This is a genomic window from Amycolatopsis sp. NPDC051716, assembly GCF_040681595.1.
In the GTDB taxonomy this organism is placed as follows: domain Bacteria; phylum Actinomycetota; class Actinomycetes; order Mycobacteriales; family Pseudonocardiaceae; genus Amycolatopsis.
In genome coordinates this window covers 61,511-78,453 of the sequence record NZ_JBFAZA010000032.1, presented here as the reverse complement: position 1 = coordinate 78,453, position 16,943 = coordinate 61,511, and the positions used below count along the sequence as shown (strand labels likewise).

Here is a 16,943-nt window from a genome sequence, read left to right as displayed (position 1 = left end):
CGCCGTGGAACGAATCGCCATGATCCGACTCCGCTGTGCAATGAATCACCTGTGATTCATCTGTACGTGCAATGTTCTCGTGTTTTCCGCTCCGGAAACGACCGTTACCGTCGTCGGCATGACTTTGCGAGCCGCGACGGTGCGGCGGAAACCGGTCGCCGACCTGGTCGCCGAAGGTGATCATGGCACGTTGAGGCGGTCGCTCGGCCTCGGGCAGCTCACCATGCTCAGCATCGGGGCGACGCTGGGCAGCGGCATCTTCGTGGTGCTCGGCGAAGCCGTCCCGGTGGCCGGCCCGGCGGTGGTGCTCTCCTTCGTGCTCGCCGGCGTCACGGCGATGTTCTCGGCGCTGTCCTACGCCGAACTGGCCGGGATGATCCCGCTGTCCGGCTCGTCGTACTCCTACACCTACGCCACGCTCGGCGAGCTCGTCGCCTGGGTCTGCGGGTGGTGCCTGGTGCTCGAATACGGCGTCTCGGTCGCCTCCGTCGCCGTCGGCTGGGGCCAGTACCTCAACGAACTGCTGCGGCTGGCCTTCGGCTTCACGATCCCCGACGCGCTGAGCCGGCCGCCGGGCTCCGGCGGTGTCGTCAACGTGCCCGCCATCCTCGTCGTCGTCCTCGCGATGCTCCTGCTGCTGTCGGGCGCGAAGGAGAGCGCGCGGGCCAACGCGGTGATGGTCGTGGTCAAGATCGGCACGCTGGTGCTGTTCTGCGCGATCGCCTTCAGCGCGGTGCAGGCGAAGAACTTCACGCCGTTCCTGCCGCTCGGGCTGGCCGGGCTGAGCGCGGGTGGCGCCAAGCTGTTCTTCTCCTACATCGGCTTCGACGCGGCCTCGACCGCCGGCGAGGAGGCGAAGAACCCGCAACGCGACCTGCCGCGCGCGATCCTGCTCTCCCTCGGCATCGTCACCGTGCTGTACTGTCTGGTCGCCGTGGCCGCGGTCGGCGCCCTGCCGTGGCAGCAGTTCGACGGCCAGGAGGCCGCGCTCTCGCACGTGCTCGACGTCGTCTCGGACAACCCGTTCTGGGCCGGCCTGCTGGCCGTCGGCGCGATCGTGGCGATCTCCAGCGTCGTGCTGACCGTCCTCTACGGACAGACGCGCATCCTGTTCGCGATGTCCCGCGACGGGCTCGTCCCGCCCGCCTTGTCCAAAGTGGACGCGAAGACCGGCTCGCCGCGGATCAACACCCTGGTCGTCTCGGCCTTCGTCGCGGTCCTGGCCGCCTTCATCCCGCTCGGCAAGCTGGCCGACGCCACCAGCATCGGGACGCTGTTCGCGTTCGGGCTGGTCAACGTGGCCGTCCTGCTGCTGCGCAAGCGCCAGCCCGACCGCCCGCGCTCGTTCCGCGTGCCGCTCTCGCCGGTGACGCCGATCCTGGGCGTGCTCTGCTGCGCGTACATGATGCTCAGCCTCGACGGCGCCACCTGGCTGGTCTTCGGCGCCTGGATGGCCCTGGGCCTGCTGATCTACTTCGGCTACGGGATCCGGAAGTCGAGGCTGGCATGAGGGTCGCCATCCACCAGGGCCCGCTCGGCGACCTGCCGCGGATCGACGCCGACCTCGTCGTCACCGCGGAGATGATCACGACGGGCTACCACATCGGCGCGCGCACGCACGAGCTCGCCGAACCCGCCGACGGGCCCACGGCGGCCCGGCTGTCCGCGCTGGCGCGGCGGACGGGCACCGCGCTGGCGTACGGCTACCCGGAAACCGACGGCGAGCACGTCTACAACAGCGTCCAGCTCGTCGACGCGGCCGGGCGGCGGCTGGCCAACTACCGCAAGACGCACCTCTTCGGCGAGCTCGACAAAGCCTGGTTCACCCCCGGCGACGAGGCCGTGGTGCAGGCCGACCTCGGCGGCGTCCGGGTCGGGCTGCTCATCTGCTACGACGTCGAGTTCCCGGAGCTGGTCCGCGCGCACGCGCTCGCCGGCACCGAGCTGCTGGTCGTGCCGACCGCGCTGATGAGTCCCTACGAGATCGTCGCGGACACGCTCGTGCCCGCGCGCGCCTACGAAAGCCAGCTGTTCGTCGCCTACGCGAACCGCTGCGACACCGAGCGGGAGCTGACCTACTGCGGGAGGTCCTGCGTCGTCGCCCCGACCGGCGAGGTGCTCGCCCGCGCCGGTGCCGGGCCCGGCGTGATCGCCGCCGGCGTCACGCGGGACGCCCTGGCCGCGTCCCGCCTCGAAAACACCCACCTGGCCGACCGACGGCCCGAACTGTACCGGGGAACCACCGCATGACCTCCGCCGTCCCGACCGCGATCCACCACGACGAACCGGCGGGCCGCCCGATCACGATGTTCGGGCCGGACTTCCCGTTCGCCTACGACGACTACCTCGCCCACCCCGCCGGCCTCGGCTCGCTGCCCGCCGGGCGCCACGGCACCGAGGTGGCGGTGATCGGCGGCGGCCTCTCCGGCATCGTCACCGCGTACGAGCTGATGAAGCTGGGCCTGCGGCCGGTGGTGTACGAGGTCGCCGAGCTCGGCGGCCGGCTGCGGACCGTGCGGTTCCCCGGCTGCCCGGACGACGTCGTCGCCGAAATGGGCGCGATGCGTTTCCCGCCCGCGTCCACCGCGCTGTTCCACTACATCGACAAGGTCGGGCTCGAGACCACGCCGTTCCCGAACCCGCTGGCGCCGGGGACGCCGAGCACCGTCGTGGACCTGAAGGGAGAGAGCCACTACGCGCGGACGCCCGAAGACCTGCCCGCCGTCTTCCGCGAGGTCGCCGCGGCGTGGGACCGGACCCTGGCCGAGCACGCGTCCTTCGCCGAGATGCAGACGGCGATCCGCGACCGCGACGCGAAGACGATCAAGCGGCTGTGGAACGAGCTCGTCCCCCGGCTGGACAACCAGACGTTCTACGGGTTCCTCTGCGACTCCCCCGCGTTCGCCTCCTTCCGCCACCGCGAGATCTTCGGCCAGGTCGGCTTCGGCACCGGCGGCTGGGACACCGATTTCCCGAACTCCATCCTGGAGATCCTGCGCGTCGTCTACACCGGAGCCGACGACGAGCACCGCAGCATCGCCGGCGGCAGCAGGCAGCTGCCGCTGCGGTTGTGGGAGCACGCCCCGGAAGACATCGCTTTCTGGCCGGCCGGCACCAGCCTGAGCACGCTGCACGGCGGCCGGCCGCAACCCGGCGTCGCGCGGCTGCACCGGACGGCGCCCGGCAACATCACCGTGACGGACACCGAAGGGCACATCCGGACGTTCCCGGCCGCGGTGTTCACCGCGCAGAGCTGGATGCTGCTGTCGAACATCGAGTGCGACGAAGCGCTGTTCCCGATCGACCACTGGACGGCGATCGAGCGCACGCACTACATGGCGTCGTCGAAGGTGTTCGTGCCGGTCGACCGGCCGTTCTGGCTGGACCGCGACGCAGGCACCGGCCGCGACGCGATGAGCATGACGCTCACCGACCGGATGCCGCGCGGCACGTACCTGCTCGGCGACGACCCGGACGCGCCCGCGGTGATCTGCCTGTCCTACACGTGGGCCGACGACTCGCTGAAGTGGCTGCCGCTTCCGGTGGGCGAGCGCGTCGAGGTGATGCTGCAGTCGCTGCGCGAGATCTACCCCGGCGTCGACGTCCGCCGGCACATCATCGGCGACCCGGTGACCGTGTCCTGGGAGGCCGAACCGCACTTCATGGGCGCGTTCAAGGCGAACCTGCCCGGCCACTACCGCTACCAGCAGCGGCTGTTCACGCACTTCGTGCAGGACGAGTTGCCGGCGCGGTACCGGGGCCTGTTCCTCGCGGGCGACGACATCTCGTGGACCGCGGGCTGGGCCGAGGGCGCGGTGCAGACGGCGCTGAACGCGGTGTGGGGCGTGCTGCACCACTTCGGCGGGACGACCGATCCGGCGAATCCGGGCCCGGGTGACGGCTTCGCGGACATCGCGCCGATCACGCTGCCGGACTGACCGTGCCCCGATCGTGTATTGGGCCGGCAGTACATCCGACATCGTGCTCACTACTCTGCCCGGCGCAACGGCCCGTGCGACGATGGGCGGATGAACACCGAGCCGGCGCCGAGATGGCGAAGACTGGAACCGGACGAACGGAAGGAACAGATCTACGCTTGTGCGGCGCGGCTGTTCGGTGAGCGTCCCTATTCCGCAGTGTCCACTTCGGACATAGCCGCCGCGGCGGGGGTGGCGCGGGGGCTGATCAACCACTACTTCGGCACGAAACGCGAGCTGTACCTGGAGATCATCCGCCGCGCGCTGACCGTGCCGCGGCTGGCCGTCGAGATCCTCCCCGACGGGCCGCTCGAACTGCGCGCCGACGTCGCCATCGAGTGGTTCCTCGACATGGTCACCAGCCAGGAGCGGATGTGGCTGGCCGCGATCGCGCCCGAGGGCATCGGCCGCGACCTCGAGGTGGAGCGCATCCTCGAAGAAGCCGACCGCGAATCCGCCGACCGCGTGCTGGAGGCCGTCGGGCTGTCCCGGGAGAGCGACCACGGGCCGGAGCTCAACGCGCTGGTGCGCGCGTTCGGCGGGATGGTGAAGGCGGCGGGCCGGGAGTGGCTCGTGCGCGGCTCGCTGACGCGGGCCCAGGTGCACCTGCTGCTCTCGAAGTCGCTCGTGACCCTGGTCGGCGAAATCTTCCCGGCCATCCAGGCGGAGCCGCCGCACAGCGAGCCGCCGGCGCCGCGGCAGGGTGATTCCGGGTAGACCGAAGCCCCCGGCGCCACGAGGGGGAGGAGGGCGCCAGGGGCTCCGGGTCAGTGGGCGAACCACCGACGCACGCCCACGGTACGCCGGGGCACTGTCAAGTCACTGTCAACCCGAGATGTCCGGATTGTGTAGTTCGTCGAGGCGGTGCGCGAGGCCGTCGAGGCACCGCCGGACCGCGTAGTCGTAGAGCTGCGCGTAATAGCCCGAGGCGAGGTCGGGGTCGCCCATCAGGTCGTGCATCGCCGCGCCCAGCTCGGCCATCCCGGGCAGATCGGCCCGCTCGCGGTAGGTCGCGTACTCCTCGGTGTTGTCGATCCGCAGCGCGAGTGCGCCGTCGCGGTCGTCCTCCATCGCGACGAACTGGCACGCGGTCATCAGCAGCAGGTTGTAGGCCAGCACGCTTTCGCGGCCGAACCCGGCGGCCAGCAGCACGCCGACGCCCGCGTCGATGGTGCGCGTGGCCGCCTTGACGGACGGGCCGAACAGGGCCAGCCGCCGCGCGCAGCCCGGGTAGGTCCGCAGCACCGCGCGCAGGCCGGCCAGCAGCTCGGTGAACCACTCCTGCCACGGCAGCTGCTCGGCCGGCAGCTCCAGCAGCCCGACGACCCGGTCCACGACGGCGTTCACCACCGCGTCCCGGTCGCCGACGTGGTGGTAGATCACCGCCGGATAGGCCTCGACCGAGCGGGCGAGCTCCCGCAGCGTCCAGTTGTCGAGGCCGCGCTGGGCGGTGAGGGCGGTGGCGGCGCCGACGATGCGGTCGGCCGTCAGCGCCGGCAGTCCCGCCGCGGCCCGTGACCGTGGACGCTGTCCCGTACCCGAGGATGAGGTAGGCATGGGGCGTAACGGTAACCGCACCGCCCGGACCGGTGCCAGCTCCGCGCGGGTACGGCAGGATCGGGGTATGGCACGCGCACAGGCCAACGGTCTCGAGCTCGAGTACGGCACTTTCGGCGATCCGGCGGCTCCGCCGCTGGTCCTGGTGATGGGCCTGGGTGCCCAGATGATCACCTGGGAGGACGGCTTCTGCGAATTGCTCGCCGGCCGCGGGTTCTTCGTCGTGCGGTACGACAACCGGGACGTCGGGCTTTCCACCTGGCTCGACCACCTGCCCCCGCCGGACCTGGCCGCGCTGGCCGCCGGCGATCTGTCGAGTGCGCCGTACACGCTGTCGGACATGGCCGACGACGCCGTCGGGCTGTTCGACGCGCTCGGCATCGACCGGGCGCACGTGGTCGGGGCGTCGATGGGCGGGATGATCGTGCAGCAGCTGGCCATCGACCACCCGGACCGGCTGCTTTCGGTCACGTCGATCATGTCGACCACCGGCGACCGGGCGGTCGGGCAGGCCGAGCCGTGGGCGCTCGCGCTGCTGGGACGGGCCCCGGCCACCACCCGCGAGCAGGCCATCGCCGACAGCGTCGAGGGCTACCGGCGGCTCGGCTCCCCCGGCTACCCGGACGACGAAGCGTTCCTGCTGGCCAAGGCGGCGTTGCACTACGACCGCGCCCGCCACCCGGTGGGCACGCTGCGCCACGCGGCGGCGGTCATGGCCTCCGGCGACCGCACGGCCGGGCTGCGTTCGGTACGGCTCCCGGCGCTGGTCGTCCACGGCGACGCCGACCCGCTGATCAACGTGAGCGGCGGCAAGGCGACGGCGGAGGCGATCCCGGGCGCGGAGCTGGTCGTGATCCCGGGGATGGGGCACAACCTGCCGCGCGCGGTCTGGCCCGAGGTCGCCGACGCGATCGGCCGGGTGACGGGTAAATAGCGCGTAAAGATCCCGGGGCCGGGTGTAGGGAAAGTGTCCTGGGCCACGCTCGCCGTCGTCCCCGGGACTGGACTGGGCGGATGACAGAGGACTTCGGGTTCCCGTTCGGCTGCGTGGCCGCGGTCGCCGCGGTGATCGTGGCGGACCTGGCCGGAGCGACGGGCCATCCCTGGTACGCACTGGTCACCCTGGGCGCGGTCGTCCTGTCAGCCGCCTACCGCGGCTCTCCCGCGGCAGCGACGGGCGTGGCAGTGGTCGCCTGGGCCCTCCACACGGGCTTCGTCCTCGGCCGCTTCGGCGAACTCACCTTCGACGCGCCGGCCCGCCTCGCTGCGCTCGTCTTCGCCTCGGCCCTGGTCACCGGCACCCTCGCCCACGCCGTGTCGACCTCCCCATCACGCGTGTCGACCCTCCAAGCACGCCAACCGACCCTCCAGGTACGCGAACCGACCGTCGGAGTACGCGAACCGACCGTCCGGGTGCGCGAGTTCGCCGGCCGGATCCTCCGGGTCCCGTGATCGGAAGGGTCGGCTCGCGTACCCGGGGAGTCGGCCTGCGTACTCAGGGGGTCGGCCTGCGTACTCGGGGGGTCGGCTCGCGTAGTTGGAGGGTCGGCTCACGTGATTGGGCGCGTAACTCGCGTGATTCGAGGGGCATCTCGCGTGATTGGGCGCGTAACTCGCGTGATTGGAAGGGCATCTCGCGTGATTGGGGGGTCGACGCGTCAGGGGCGGGGGAGGGTGGCGCGGCGGGCGGCTGAGGCCGCGATGATGCGGGGCAGGCCGGCCGGGTGGAGGGGGTCGATGCCCGTGAGGTCGCGGACGCGGCGGAGGCGGTAGTCGACCGTGTTGGGGTGGACGTGGAGCTGGGCCGCCGTGCGGCGGCGGTTCGTGTCCAGCGCCAGGTAGGCATCCAGCGTCTCGACCAGCTCCGGGTGCGCTTCCAGCGGGTCGAGCGCCGCCGCGAGGCGGTCGCGGGCCGCTCCCGGGCGGGTCAGCTGGTACTCCACCAGGACGTCGTCGAGGCGGTACAGACCCGGCGCGCGGCCGAACCACCGCAGCACGTCCAGCACCTCGCCGGTCTGCGCCGCCACCTCCCGGACCTCCGCGGGCGCCGCCGTCTCCGCCGCCGCGAGCACGGTCACCCCCGCCGCGCGCCCGGCCGCGTCCAGGACCGCGTGCCCGTCCGAAAGCCGGTCGGACAGCGGGAGCAGGACGAGCCCGCCCGGTCCGTCCAGGGACGCCAGCACGCCGTCACCGCACGCCTGCTCGAACGCCGCCAGGAACCGGCGGAGCTTGCGGCGGACGGCGATCTCGGCGTCCACCCCCGGCGACTCCTCGTCGGCGTGCGGCCCGAGTTCGACGCTCAGCACGACGTACCGCGCGGGCAGCGTGATCCCGGCGCTGCGGGCGACGACGTCGACCGGGCCACCGTCGACGAGCACCGACAGCAGCGTCCGGCGCGCGGTGTGCTCCTGCCCGACCTTCGTCCGCAGCTCCTCCAGGTACCCCCGCGTCACCGCGCCGGTGACCGTGCCGACGAACGCCAGCACGCGGTCCGCGACTTCGAGGAGGTCGGCGACGTCCGCACTGCCCGACGAAGCGGAGCCGACGGCGAAGATCTCCCGCGCGCCGACGTGGTACGCGGTCAGCACCGCCTCCAGCGGGAAGCCCTCCTCCGCCCGGCGGACCGCGGACGCGCCGACCTGCCGCAGCTCGGCCGCGTTCAGCTCGCGGTCCTCGCGCAGGCTGCGCGCGAACGCCCGCACGGCCTGCCGGGTGATGCCGGCGATGTCGCCGGCCAGTTCCTCCACCGGCAGCCGCCGGTAGTCGGCCACCTCGGCTTGGATGCGCGCGAGCACCCGGGCGATCAGCTCGGGCTCCTCCCGGGTGAGCCGTTCGTGCACGCGCTGGCCGCCGAGGGTGAGGTCCCCGCCGCACTTGTGCTCGGTCACAACCGATCCCCTCGTTCTCTGCCCGGATTCCCAGTCAATCCCGTGACGCCCGGTGCCGATGGTGTCACGGAGACCAACAGTGGGCACAGCGTCAAGGAGGACGGCGTGCGAGTGAGAACGACGACGTTCATCGCGATCTTGGTCACCGCGCTGGTGGGCGCGACGGCGGGCACGGCGGCGGCGGGCACCGCCGGGGAATACGTCGCACTGGGGGATTCGGCGGCGGCCGGGCCGCTGATCCTGCCGCCCGATCTCTCCTCCCCCGGCTGCCTCCGCTCCCTGGCTAACTACCCGCACGTCGCCGCGAAAGAACTCGGCGTACCACTGACGGATGTCACCTGTTCGGGCGCGACGACGGCGGACATGACCGCCCCGCAGCAGACGTCGGCCGGCGCCGTGCCGCCGCAGCTGGACGCGCTCGGCGCGCGGACCCGCACGGTGACCGTGACGATCGGCGGCAACGACATCGGCCTGGTCGGGGCCGCGACGAGCTGCATCAACCTGCTGCCCGGCATCAACCCCGACTGCGTCGACCGGTACACCGCCGGCGGCCACGACCAGCTGGCCGAGAAGATCGCCGCGTTCGAGCCCGTGTGGGGCGCGCTGCTGGACGCGATCCACGCGAAGGCGCCGGAAGCCGACGTCTTCGTGGCCGGCTACGGCACCTACCTGCCGCACAACGGCTGCTGGCCGATCGCGCCACTGACCCCGCGCGACGCGAACTACATCCAGGGCAGCATCGACAAGACCAACGCCGCCCTCGCCCGGCAAGCCGCCGCGCACGACGCGCGCTACGTCGACGTCCGGACGGCCTCGATCGGGCACGACGTCTGCAAGCTGCCCGGCGTGAAGTGGTTCGAGAGCGTGCTCCCGACGTCGGTCGCCGCGCCGCTGCACCCGAACGCGGACGGCATGGCCGCGATCGGCGGCCTGGTCGCGGCGGCGATCAGCGGCTGAAGTCCCAGCGGGCGACGCCGTGCGGCTCGGCGGTGGCGACGCCGACGGCCCGGTGCAGCGTGAGCCGGTACAGGTGCCACGGCGCCGGCCCGGCGCTCGCCGCCATGAACGGCGCGGTGAACCCGCCGTCCTCGACGGTCGCGGGCCAGCCGCCCTCGCGGTAGACGGCCGCCACCCGCTCCAGGACCTGGGGGTCGGCGACCCGGTGGGCCTCGCCTTCCATCGTGACGTCGAGGCCGCGCAGCCGCACCGACACGCTGCACGCCGGGTTCGCCGCCAGGTTGCGGGCCCGGCGCGTGCCGGGCCCGCTCACGAAGTACAGGGTGTCGTCCACCCAGATGGCGCCGACGCCGGCGGCGTGCGGGCGCCCGTCGGGGCGGACGGTCCCGACGAAGAACGTCAGGTCCTCCTTGGGGGTCTGGGTGGCGAGGAGGTCGCGCGCCCTGCTCCACGGCAGCGCCGCGGAGCCGGATGGGTCGAGGTTCTGGGTTGCTGTCGGTTCCGTCATGCCTACGCGTCGAACGGGCCGGCCGCGGATCGACACGCGGCGAGGGTTTTCTGGCCACCGGGATCGTCGTCGCTGGTCGCCGGCACGATCGCCAGCTCGTCGATCCCGGCAGCGGCGTAAGCGCCGATCTTCGCGGCGATCTCGCTGCGGGACCCGAACAGCCCGACCGCGGCGATGGCTTCGGCGGGTACCGCGGCCAGGAGCTCACGCGTGTGCGGCCCGGTGCGGGCGGGTGCGGCCCGGTGCAGGCGGTGCGGCCTGGAGCGCTCGCGGGTGCGGCCCGGTGCGGCCAGGTGCAGGCGGTGCGGCCAGGAGCTCGCGGGTGCGGGCGGGTGCGGCCAGGTGCGGGCGGGTGCGGGCGAAGCCGATCACGTCGCCGCAGAGAGACACGCGGCGAGAGTTTTCTCGCCACCGGGATCGTCGTCGCTGGTCGCGGGCACGATCGCCAGCTCGTCGATCCCGGCGGCGGCGTAAGCGCCGATCTTCGCGGCGATCTCGTCGCGGGACCCGAACAGCCCGACCGCGGCGATGGCTTCCGCGGGCACCGCGGCCAGGAGCTCACGCGGGTGCGGCCGGGTGCGGGCGAAGTCGATCAGGTCGCCGAAGCCCGCCGCGCGGAACATGTCCGCGTAGCCGGGTGCGGCGAGGTAGCCGACCACGCCCCGGCGCAGCTGCTCGAGCTCGGCCGGCCCCGGATCGGCCGCGGCGACCACCCACGCGGCCACCGGTGGTGGGGTGCCGCCGATGCGCGAAGCGGCCTCGCGGAGCCCATGCACCAGCATCGCCGCGGCCGCCGGGCTGACGAGGTTGACCACCATCCGGTCCGCGTGCCGCGCGGCGACGTCGAGCGCACGAGGCCCGAACGCGGCGATCGTCAGCGGAGACTCCGGAGCGGGCAGCCGCAGCCGGTAGCCCCGCGAGCCGACGACCGCACCGTCCACAGTGGACTTCTCGCCGGCCAGCAGCTGGCGGACCGCCACCGCGGACTCCGCCAACGCCGTGGCCGCCCGAGAGCGCGAACGTCCGTGCCAGCCGCGCACCACGACGTCGCTCGACGTCCCCAAAGCGACCCCGGTCGACCGGCCGGTCAGGGCCGCCACCGACGCGACGCCCATGGCGATCGTCGCCGGGTCCCGCACGGTCACCGCCAGCGGCCCGAACGTCAGGGAAATCCGCTCAGTGGCCGCGCCGATCGCGGTGCCGAGCGCGAAGGCGTCCCACGTCGCCATCTCGCCGATCCAGAGCTCCGGGTAGCCCGCGGCCTCCGCGGCGCGGGCGGTGTCGAGCGCCTCCTCCGGCGGCCGGTCCTGCCAGAGCCCCAGCGACACCGAAAGCTTCATGCGGCGGCCTGCACGATCATGGTGACCACCGTGGTGAACGAGCCGCCGACGTTGAGCGTCAACGCCGTCCGCGCGCCCGCCACCTGCGTCTCGCCCGCCGTACCCGAAACCTGCCGGGCCGCGTCGCGCAGCATGCGGACGCCGGTCGCGCCGACCGGGTGGCCGAGGCCGATCAGGCCGCCACCCGGATTGATCCCGGCCGCGTCGAGCCCGCCGCCGGCGATGAACCGGCCGCCGTCGCCGGGCGGTGCCAAGCCGAGGTGCTCCAGCGCGACCAGCCCGGTGATCGTGAAGCAGTCGTGCAGTTCGACGGTGTCGAGCGCGTCCGGCCCGGGCACGCCTGCCCGCCGGTAGGTATCGGCGACGGCGCCGCGCAGGTGCGGGAACAGGTACTCGCCGCCGGAAGCGATCTTCGGGACGAGGCCGATGTGCGCGGTGCGGTGCCCGAAGCCCGCGATGCGCGGGAACCCGCCGCCGAGCCGTTCGGCGAACGCGGGCGAGGCCAGCACGACCGCCGCGGCGCCGTCGGTGATCCGGCCGCAATCCTGCTTGCGCAAGCGGCCCTCGATGACGGGGTTGAGCTCGTCGTCGGGTCCGAACGCGGCCGCCGGGAACCGCCAGTCGCGGGCCTGGGCCAGGGGGTTCAGCGCCGCCCGGGCGAAGGCGTGCTCGGCGAATGACCCCAGGTGCCCCGGATCGAGTCCGTACCGGGCGTCGTACGCGGAAGCGACGTCCGCGAACAGCGCGGGCCACGGGAACTTCGCGGCGACGGCCTCGTGCCCGGCCCACGCGGCGGACCCGAGGTGCTCGGCGGCGCGCTGCCCGTCGACGTTCCGCATCAGCTCGACGCCGACGACCAGCGCCACGTCGTACCGGCCCGCTTCGAGGTCCGCGCAGGCAGCGAGGACGGCAGTGCTGCCGGACGCGCAGGCGGCTTCGTGCCGGGTCGACGGCACGCCGTCCAGCTCCGGGACGGCCGCCACCAGCAGCCCGCCCAGCTGGGCCTGGCCGGTGAACAGCTCCGCCGCGAGGTTGCCGACGTGCGCGACCTCGACGTCGGCGGCCGAGACCCCGGCGTCCGCGAAGGCCGCGGGCACGACCTCGGCGAACAGTTCGAGGATCCCGCGCCCTTCTTTCGTGACGTTGCGCGCGAAGTCGGTCTGCGCCCCGCCCAGCACGTACACCGTCATGACCTCACCCCAGGCTTTCCCTCAGCTGCCGCTTCAGGATCTTCCCCACCGGGTTGCGTGGCAAGGACTCCGCGTACTCGAGCCGTTCCGGCAGCTTGAACGCGGCCACGTTCTTCTCCCTCAGGTACGCGACCAGCTCGGCCAGGGCCGGCTTGCGCGAGCCCGGCACGACGACCGCGCACACCCGCTCCCCCATGATCTCGTCGGGCACCCCGACGACACCGACGTCGGCGACGTCCGGGTGCCCCGCCAGCAGGCCCTCGACCTCCGCGGGCGAGATGTTCACGCCGCCGCGGATCACGAGGTCCTTCAGCCGGTCGACGTACCGCAGGAACTCCCCGCGCTCGCCGTCGATCTCGAAGACGTCGCCGGTGCGGAAGTACCCGTCTTCGTCGAACGCCGAGGTGTCGAGCGGCTCGCCCTTCTCCGTGAGGTAGCCGGCGAACACCGTCGGCCCGGCGATGTGCAGCTCGCCGGGGCGCCCGGGTCCGGTCACCCGCTCGCCGGTGACCGGGTCGTGCAGCCGCACCGACGTCCACCCGGCGACCGGGGTCGACCAGGTGGCGGCCGAGGCGTAGTTCGGGAAGTAGGTCGCGCGCTGGTCCGGGTCCGGGATGTCCACCGGACCGGACAGCAGTGCGGTGCCCTCGTTCGAGCCGAAGAAGTTGATGAGGTCGATGCCGTAGCGCTCGGCCCAGGTGCGCACCAGCCACGGCGAGAGCGGCGCCGAGCCGGACCCGATCTTCCGCAGCGCCGAAACGTCCACTCCGGACAATATCTTTTCGTTGTGCAGCAGCATGGTCAGCAACGCCGGTGGCGCGAGCGTGTACGTCACCCGCTCGGCCGCGAGCTGCCCCAGGAACACCGGCAGGTCGAACGGGTGGTGCGGGACGAACACGGCGCCGGTCAGCAGCCACGGCAGGAACATGCCGCCGATGCCGGCCATGTTCGTCATCGGGAACGGGGAAAGCAGGACGTCGTCGCGCGTGATCCCGGCGGCCTGGACGCAGCCGGCCGCGGTCGCCAGCCAATCGCCGTGGCAGCGCGGCACGGCCTTCGGCTCGGCTTCGGTGCCGGACGTCCAGCAGATCGTGACGCAGTCGTTCACGTCGGCTTCGGTGCGATACGAGTCCAAAGTGGATTTTTCCGCTGCGGACAGGGGAGCTTCGGGCCACGCCAGGGCGCCGGCCGGTTCGTCGTCCCCTCTGGCGACGACGAACCGGACCGACAGCGCCGAAGCGCCGATTAGCCCAAGGGCCGCCCCGGCGAGCGGGTGCTCGCCGTATCTGGATGCCGTGACCACCCCGACCGCCCCGGTGCGCCGGCACATCGGAACCATTTCGTGCTCCCGGTAGGACACCGGGAACGGGGTGACGACCGCGCCGATCCGCACGATCGCGAGGAACGCCTGGACCAGGGCCGAGCAGTTCGGCAGCTGCACAGCCACTACGTCACCTGCTCGCACCCCTCTGGCGAGCAGGAACGCGGCCAGGACGTCGACGCGTTCGTCGAGCCGGCTCCAGGTCCACCGCACCGGGTCGCGTCCGACCAGTGCGGTGGTGTTCGGTGGATCGACCAGCGCGAGACCCTCCGGGTCGGCACTGACCCGCTCCTTCACGAGCTGGTCGATCGTCTCCGCACTCCACCATCCCCGTGTCCGGAAGTCCCGGGCACGACCCTCTCGATGGCATCTCATGAACGGAGGTTTTCCAGCTGGTCCGCCCGGACCCAGGTCGCGTGAAAACCGAGCGGGACACGCTGGGGAAGCAGGACCCTGGCCACGGGTCCGGCAGCGAGGTCGGCGGCGTCGAAGATGTCCAGTTCCGAGCGTCCCTCACGCTCGTCCTGCACGAACGTCACCAGATACCCGTCCGCCGAATCGACGGGTACTCCTTCGCGGGGTGCGAACGGAGCCTCACTGCCCCACCGGCCCGGACCGAACCGGTATTCGGTCTTCGTACCGGCAAGATTGTCGTGGCGCACCAGCCCGTCGAACTTCAGCGTCGACTCGGGCGAGATGTGCACCGCGTAGGAGTACCGGTTCCGCCGGCCGACGCCGCGGGCGTCGACGGTCGGGAACTCGGTGTTGTCGTCGTCGAGCGCGCTTTCGCGGCACGCGCCGGTCCGCAGGTCGAAGCGGTAGCGGTGCAGCTGGGCGTCGAGCCGCAAGTAGGAGAGCATCTTCGCGAGCGGCGTGTGCGCGTCGGCGCGCGGCTGCGGGCGCTGCACGCGGCAGACGTCGAGGACGACTTCGGCGCCCTCTTCCCAGGCGTTGACGACGTGGTAGATGTAGCACGGGCTCGCTTCGAACCACCGGATCTGGCTACCGTTCCCGTAGCGTGGCAGCACGCCGAACCGGCTCGGCAGCGAGCGATCGAAGTGCAGCTTGTGCCGGCCCTGTTTCGCCGCCGCCAGGTCCTGGACCAGCGGCAGGTCCATCAGCACCGCGTAGTGCTCGGTGATGGCCATGTCGTGCGGCAGGCGCGGGCCCGGCAGCTCGATGTCGGTGGTGGTCACGACCCGGCCGTCCGCGCTGATCACGCCGTAGCGCAGGTACGGCGGGCGCGGCCCGTAGTCGAACCAGAACAGCTCGCCGGTGGCCTCGTCGACCTTGGGGTGGGCCATCATGTCGCCGGCCAGCGTGCCGAGGAAGTCTTCGGCGCCGAGGGTCTCCAGCGAAAGCGGGTCGACCGCGTACGGCGAGCCGCACAGGTACCAGGTGGCGAGGATCCGGCCGCGGTGGAAGACGACGTCGGTGTTGGCGTTGTCCTTGAGCCCCAGGCCGTGGGCGTTGCCGAAGGGGTTGTCCTTCGGGTTCTCCATCACGCCGGTCCAGAGCGCCTTGCCGGCGGCGGACTCGGCCTCGAAGGCCTTGGTGCGGACCCAGCGGTTGCGGTAGCGGGCCTTGCCGTTCTCCAGGTGGACCGCGTGGATCATGCCGTCGCCGTCGAACCAGTGGTAGCGGCCTTCCGGGGCGAACCGCGGGTTCGGGCCGTTGCGCAGGTAGACGCCGTTGAGGTCCTTCGGGATTTCGCCGATGACCTGCAGGTCTTCGGCGTCGATCTCGGTGCCGACCGGGGCGTAGACGCCGAGCAGGTAGGGGTTGTCCTCGCCGGTGTCCGCCGTCCGGGCCACCATCAGCGGCTGTTCGGAAGTGCTGGTCATCGGGCTGCTCCCTGGCTGCGCGGGGCTGTTGGAGATGAGACTATGATTTGTGTACCCAGGTGTCAACAGGCTTCTTTAGGTGTAGCCAGGTGTTACCCTGAGGGCATTGTGTAACGAGGGGGAAGTGGTGACCGAAGCGTCTGCACACCGCGTCCGGCCGGCGGGAGATCCGCTGCGCCGGGCGCTCGAACTGGTCGGCGACCAGTGGACGCTGCTGATCCTGCAGAGCCTGTTCCTGCGCTTCCGCCGGTACGAGGAGCTGCGCCTGCGGCTGGGCATTTCGCCGACCGCGTTGTCGGGACGGCTGCGGGACATGGTGGAGGCGGGCATGCTCGCCCGGGTGCCGTACCGGGACGCGCGCCGCACGCGGCACGAGTACCGGCTGACCGAGCGCGGCCTCGAGCTGTGGCCGCTGCTGATCTCGATCTGGGCCTGGGAGCGCGAGTGGGTCGAAGGCCGGCGCGAAGTGCTGCCGACGCTGATCCACCTCGACTGTGAGCTGGCTACATCAGCGCCCCTCGGCTGCGCCGCCTGCGGCCGCCGCGTGGACGCCCGGGACGTCCGGGCGTCGCGGCTGGACAGCACCGGCGTCGCGGCGGCGACGGCGTCCAAGCGCTTCCGCCGCAAGGACGCCGATTCCCTGGCCGGCGACCCGATGATGTTCTTCCCGGACACGATGGAGCTGCTCGGCGACCGGTGGTCGACGGGGCTGCTGGTGTCGGCACTGCTCGGCTGCCGGCACTTTTCGGAGTTCGAGCGCGAGCTGGGCATCGGGCCGAGCGTGCTGTCGGCCCGGCTGAGCAAGCTGGTCGAGGTGGGTGTCCTGCGCACCGGCGCGGCGAAGACCCGCACCGACGCCCGCGACTACCGCCTGACGGCGAAGGGCCTGGCGTTCTTCCCAGCGCTGGCGTTCATCGCGGAGTGGTCGCGCGGGTTCGAGGTGACGGGCCAGGAGCCGGACATCACGCTGCACCACGTAGAGTGCGGCGAGCGGCTGCGCCCGATGCTCCTGTGCGACCACTGCGGCCGCCCGCTGACCCGCAAGTCGGTCCAGTTCGGCGGCGTACCGTCCCCCAAACGCTGACGGCGTGACCAAATCGACTCGCCAAGCAGTTTGAGTGATGCCAGGCTGGAGCGGTCACACGTCGTCATTTTCGGAGGTAAGCATGAGTGAACCGAACCCGTCGCCCAGCGGCGAGGAGGACGACGACGTCAAGCGCAAGTTCCGCGAAGCGCTGGAGCGCAAGCAGGCCCACGCGCGGACGGGAGCGTCGCACGAGAACGCGGGCGGCAAGAACCAGCACGCCCACGGCCCGGCGGCGAACAAGCGGACGTTCCGCCGCAAGAGCGGCTGAGCCGAA

The 16,943-nt window shown here is 72.0% G+C and carries 16 protein-coding genes; 9 read left to right on the top strand and 7 right to left on the bottom strand.

The features are described 5' to 3' along the window. Positions 1-118 precede the first annotated feature (118 nt). From AB0M30_RS34875 to AB0M30_RS34860, 4 genes are all read left to right on the top strand, one after another. Positions 119-1,510 (top strand): amino acid permease, encoded by a 1,392-nt coding sequence (locus AB0M30_RS34875; RefSeq protein WP_364592850.1) that lies wholly within the window; start codon positions 119-121, stop codon positions 1,508-1,510. Beyond that, positions 1,507-2,250: a carbon-nitrogen hydrolase family protein gene (locus tag AB0M30_RS34870; protein WP_364592847.1), complete on the top strand. Its 744-nt coding sequence runs from the start codon at positions 1,507-1,509 to the stop codon at positions 2,248-2,250. The genes AB0M30_RS34875 and AB0M30_RS34870 overlap by 4 nt, the downstream gene beginning before the upstream one ends. Continuing rightward, the gene (locus AB0M30_RS34865; RefSeq protein ID WP_364592844.1) at positions 2,247-3,938 is read left to right on the top strand and encodes an NAD(P)/FAD-dependent oxidoreductase; all 1,692 of its coding nucleotides are present in this window, start codon (positions 2,247-2,249) and stop codon (positions 3,936-3,938) included. The genes AB0M30_RS34870 and AB0M30_RS34865 overlap by 4 nt, the downstream gene beginning before the upstream one ends. Before the next feature lie 90 nt (positions 3,939-4,028). After that, positions 4,029-4,694 carry a TetR/AcrR family transcriptional regulator gene (locus tag AB0M30_RS34860; RefSeq protein ID WP_364592841.1) on the top strand — a complete coding sequence of 222 codons (666 nt, stop codon included), beginning with the start codon at positions 4,029-4,031 and terminating at the stop codon, positions 4,692-4,694. A 108-nt stretch (positions 4,695-4,802) separates the two neighbouring features. On the opposite strand, the gene AB0M30_RS34855 is transcribed toward AB0M30_RS34860, so the two are convergent. Then, entirely contained in the window at positions 4,803-5,534 is a 732-nt protein-coding gene (locus AB0M30_RS34855; RefSeq protein WP_364592838.1) for a TetR family transcriptional regulator, read from the bottom strand. A 67-nt stretch (positions 5,535-5,601) separates the two neighbouring features. Between AB0M30_RS34855 and AB0M30_RS34850 the strand changes: the two genes are divergently transcribed. Further along, on the top strand, positions 5,602-6,468 hold the full coding sequence (locus AB0M30_RS34850) for an alpha/beta hydrolase (protein ID WP_364592835.1): 867 nt from the start codon (positions 5,602-5,604) through the stop codon (positions 6,466-6,468). A gap of 80 nt (positions 6,469-6,548) precedes the next feature. Next, positions 6,549-6,986, top strand: coding sequence for a hypothetical protein (locus AB0M30_RS34845; protein ID WP_364592832.1), 438 nt, complete (start codon positions 6,549-6,551; stop codon positions 6,984-6,986). 206 nt (positions 6,987-7,192) lie between these two features. On the opposite strand, the gene AB0M30_RS34840 is transcribed toward AB0M30_RS34845, so the two are convergent. Continuing rightward, positions 7,193-8,422: a helix-turn-helix domain-containing protein gene (locus AB0M30_RS34840; RefSeq protein WP_364592829.1), complete on the bottom strand. Its 1,230-nt coding sequence runs from the start codon at positions 8,420-8,422 to the stop codon at positions 7,193-7,195. A gap of 111 nt (positions 8,423-8,533) precedes the next feature. Here AB0M30_RS34840 and AB0M30_RS34835 point away from each other — a divergent pair, with 111 nt between their 5' ends. Beyond that, entirely contained in the window at positions 8,534-9,379 is an 846-nt protein-coding gene (locus tag AB0M30_RS34835; RefSeq protein ID WP_364592972.1) for an SGNH/GDSL hydrolase family protein, read from the top strand. On the opposite strand, the gene AB0M30_RS34830 is transcribed toward AB0M30_RS34835, so the two are convergent. The 5 genes from AB0M30_RS34830 to AB0M30_RS34810 all read right to left on the bottom strand — a co-directional run bounded on the left by AB0M30_RS34830 (position 9,369) and on the right by AB0M30_RS34810 (position 15,582). Continuing rightward, entirely contained in the window at positions 9,369-9,887 is a 519-nt protein-coding gene (locus AB0M30_RS34830) for a pyridoxamine 5'-phosphate oxidase family protein (protein ID WP_364592826.1), read from the bottom strand. The genes AB0M30_RS34835 and AB0M30_RS34830 overlap by 11 nt on opposite strands. Positions 9,888-10,255: 368 nt before the next feature. Further along, entirely contained in the window at positions 10,256-11,227 is a 972-nt protein-coding gene (locus tag AB0M30_RS34825) for an LLM class F420-dependent oxidoreductase (RefSeq protein ID WP_364592823.1), read from the bottom strand. Beyond that, positions 11,224-12,417, bottom strand: a complete 1,194-nt coding sequence (locus AB0M30_RS34820; RefSeq protein ID WP_364592820.1) for an acetyl-CoA acetyltransferase — start codon at positions 12,415-12,417, stop codon at positions 11,224-11,226. Before AB0M30_RS34820 ends, AB0M30_RS34825 begins: the two co-directional genes overlap by 4 nt. A gap of 4 nt (positions 12,418-12,421) precedes the next feature. Continuing rightward, on the bottom strand, positions 12,422-14,113 hold the full coding sequence (locus AB0M30_RS34815) for a class I adenylate-forming enzyme family protein (RefSeq protein ID WP_364592817.1): 1,692 nt from the start codon (positions 14,111-14,113) through the stop codon (positions 12,422-12,424). Further along, a complete protein-coding gene (locus tag AB0M30_RS34810) occupies positions 14,110-15,582 on the bottom strand; it encodes a carotenoid oxygenase family protein (RefSeq protein ID WP_364592814.1) in 1,473 nt (490 codons plus the stop codon). The genes AB0M30_RS34815 and AB0M30_RS34810 overlap by 4 nt, the downstream gene beginning before the upstream one ends. A gap of 127 nt (positions 15,583-15,709) precedes the next feature. On the opposite strand from AB0M30_RS34810, the gene AB0M30_RS34805 reads away from it, so the two are divergent. Both AB0M30_RS34805 and AB0M30_RS34800 read left to right on the top strand, forming a co-directional pair. After that, positions 15,710-16,666 (top strand): winged helix-turn-helix transcriptional regulator, encoded by a 957-nt coding sequence (locus AB0M30_RS34805; protein WP_364592811.1) that lies wholly within the window; start codon positions 15,710-15,712, stop codon positions 16,664-16,666. Between the two features lie 82 nt (positions 16,667-16,748). Beyond that, positions 16,749-16,937 (top strand): DUF5302 domain-containing protein, encoded by a 189-nt coding sequence (locus AB0M30_RS34800; RefSeq protein ID WP_364592808.1) that lies wholly within the window; start codon positions 16,749-16,751, stop codon positions 16,935-16,937. Positions 16,938-16,943: the final 6 nt, after the last annotated feature.

Coding starts and splice junctions, on each gene's coding strand:
- AB0M30_RS34875 (WP_364592850.1), top strand. CDS start 119: ATGACTTTGCGAGCCGCGACGGTGCGGCGGAAACCGGTCGCCGACCTG.
- AB0M30_RS34870 (WP_364592847.1), top strand. CDS start 1,507: ATGAGGGTCGCCATCCACCAGGGCCCGCTCGGCGACCTGCCGCGGATC.
- AB0M30_RS34865 (WP_364592844.1), top strand. CDS start 2,247: ATGACCTCCGCCGTCCCGACCGCGATCCACCACGACGAACCGGCGGGC.
- AB0M30_RS34860 (WP_364592841.1), top strand. CDS start 4,029: ATGAACACCGAGCCGGCGCCGAGATGGCGAAGACTGGAACCGGACGAA.
- AB0M30_RS34855 (WP_364592838.1), bottom strand. CDS start 5,534: ATGCCTACCTCATCCTCGGGTACGGGACAGCGTCCACGGTCACGGGCC.
- AB0M30_RS34850 (WP_364592835.1), top strand. CDS start 5,602: ATGGCACGCGCACAGGCCAACGGTCTCGAGCTCGAGTACGGCACTTTC.
- AB0M30_RS34845 (WP_364592832.1), top strand. CDS start 6,549: ATGACAGAGGACTTCGGGTTCCCGTTCGGCTGCGTGGCCGCGGTCGCC.
- AB0M30_RS34830 (WP_364592826.1), bottom strand. CDS start 9,887: ATGACGGAACCGACAGCAACCCAGAACCTCGACCCATCCGGCTCCGCG.
- AB0M30_RS34825 (WP_364592823.1), bottom strand. CDS start 11,227: ATGAAGCTTTCGGTGTCGCTGGGGCTCTGGCAGGACCGGCCGCCGGAG.
- AB0M30_RS34820 (WP_364592820.1), bottom strand. CDS start 12,417: ATGACGGTGTACGTGCTGGGCGGGGCGCAGACCGACTTCGCGCGCAAC.
- AB0M30_RS34815 (WP_364592817.1), bottom strand. CDS start 14,113: ATGAGATGCCATCGAGAGGGTCGTGCCCGGGACTTCCGGACACGGGGA.
- AB0M30_RS34810 (WP_364592814.1), bottom strand. CDS start 15,582: ATGACCAGCACTTCCGAACAGCCGCTGATGGTGGCCCGGACGGCGGAC.
- AB0M30_RS34800 (WP_364592808.1), top strand. CDS start 16,749: ATGAGTGAACCGAACCCGTCGCCCAGCGGCGAGGAGGACGACGACGTC.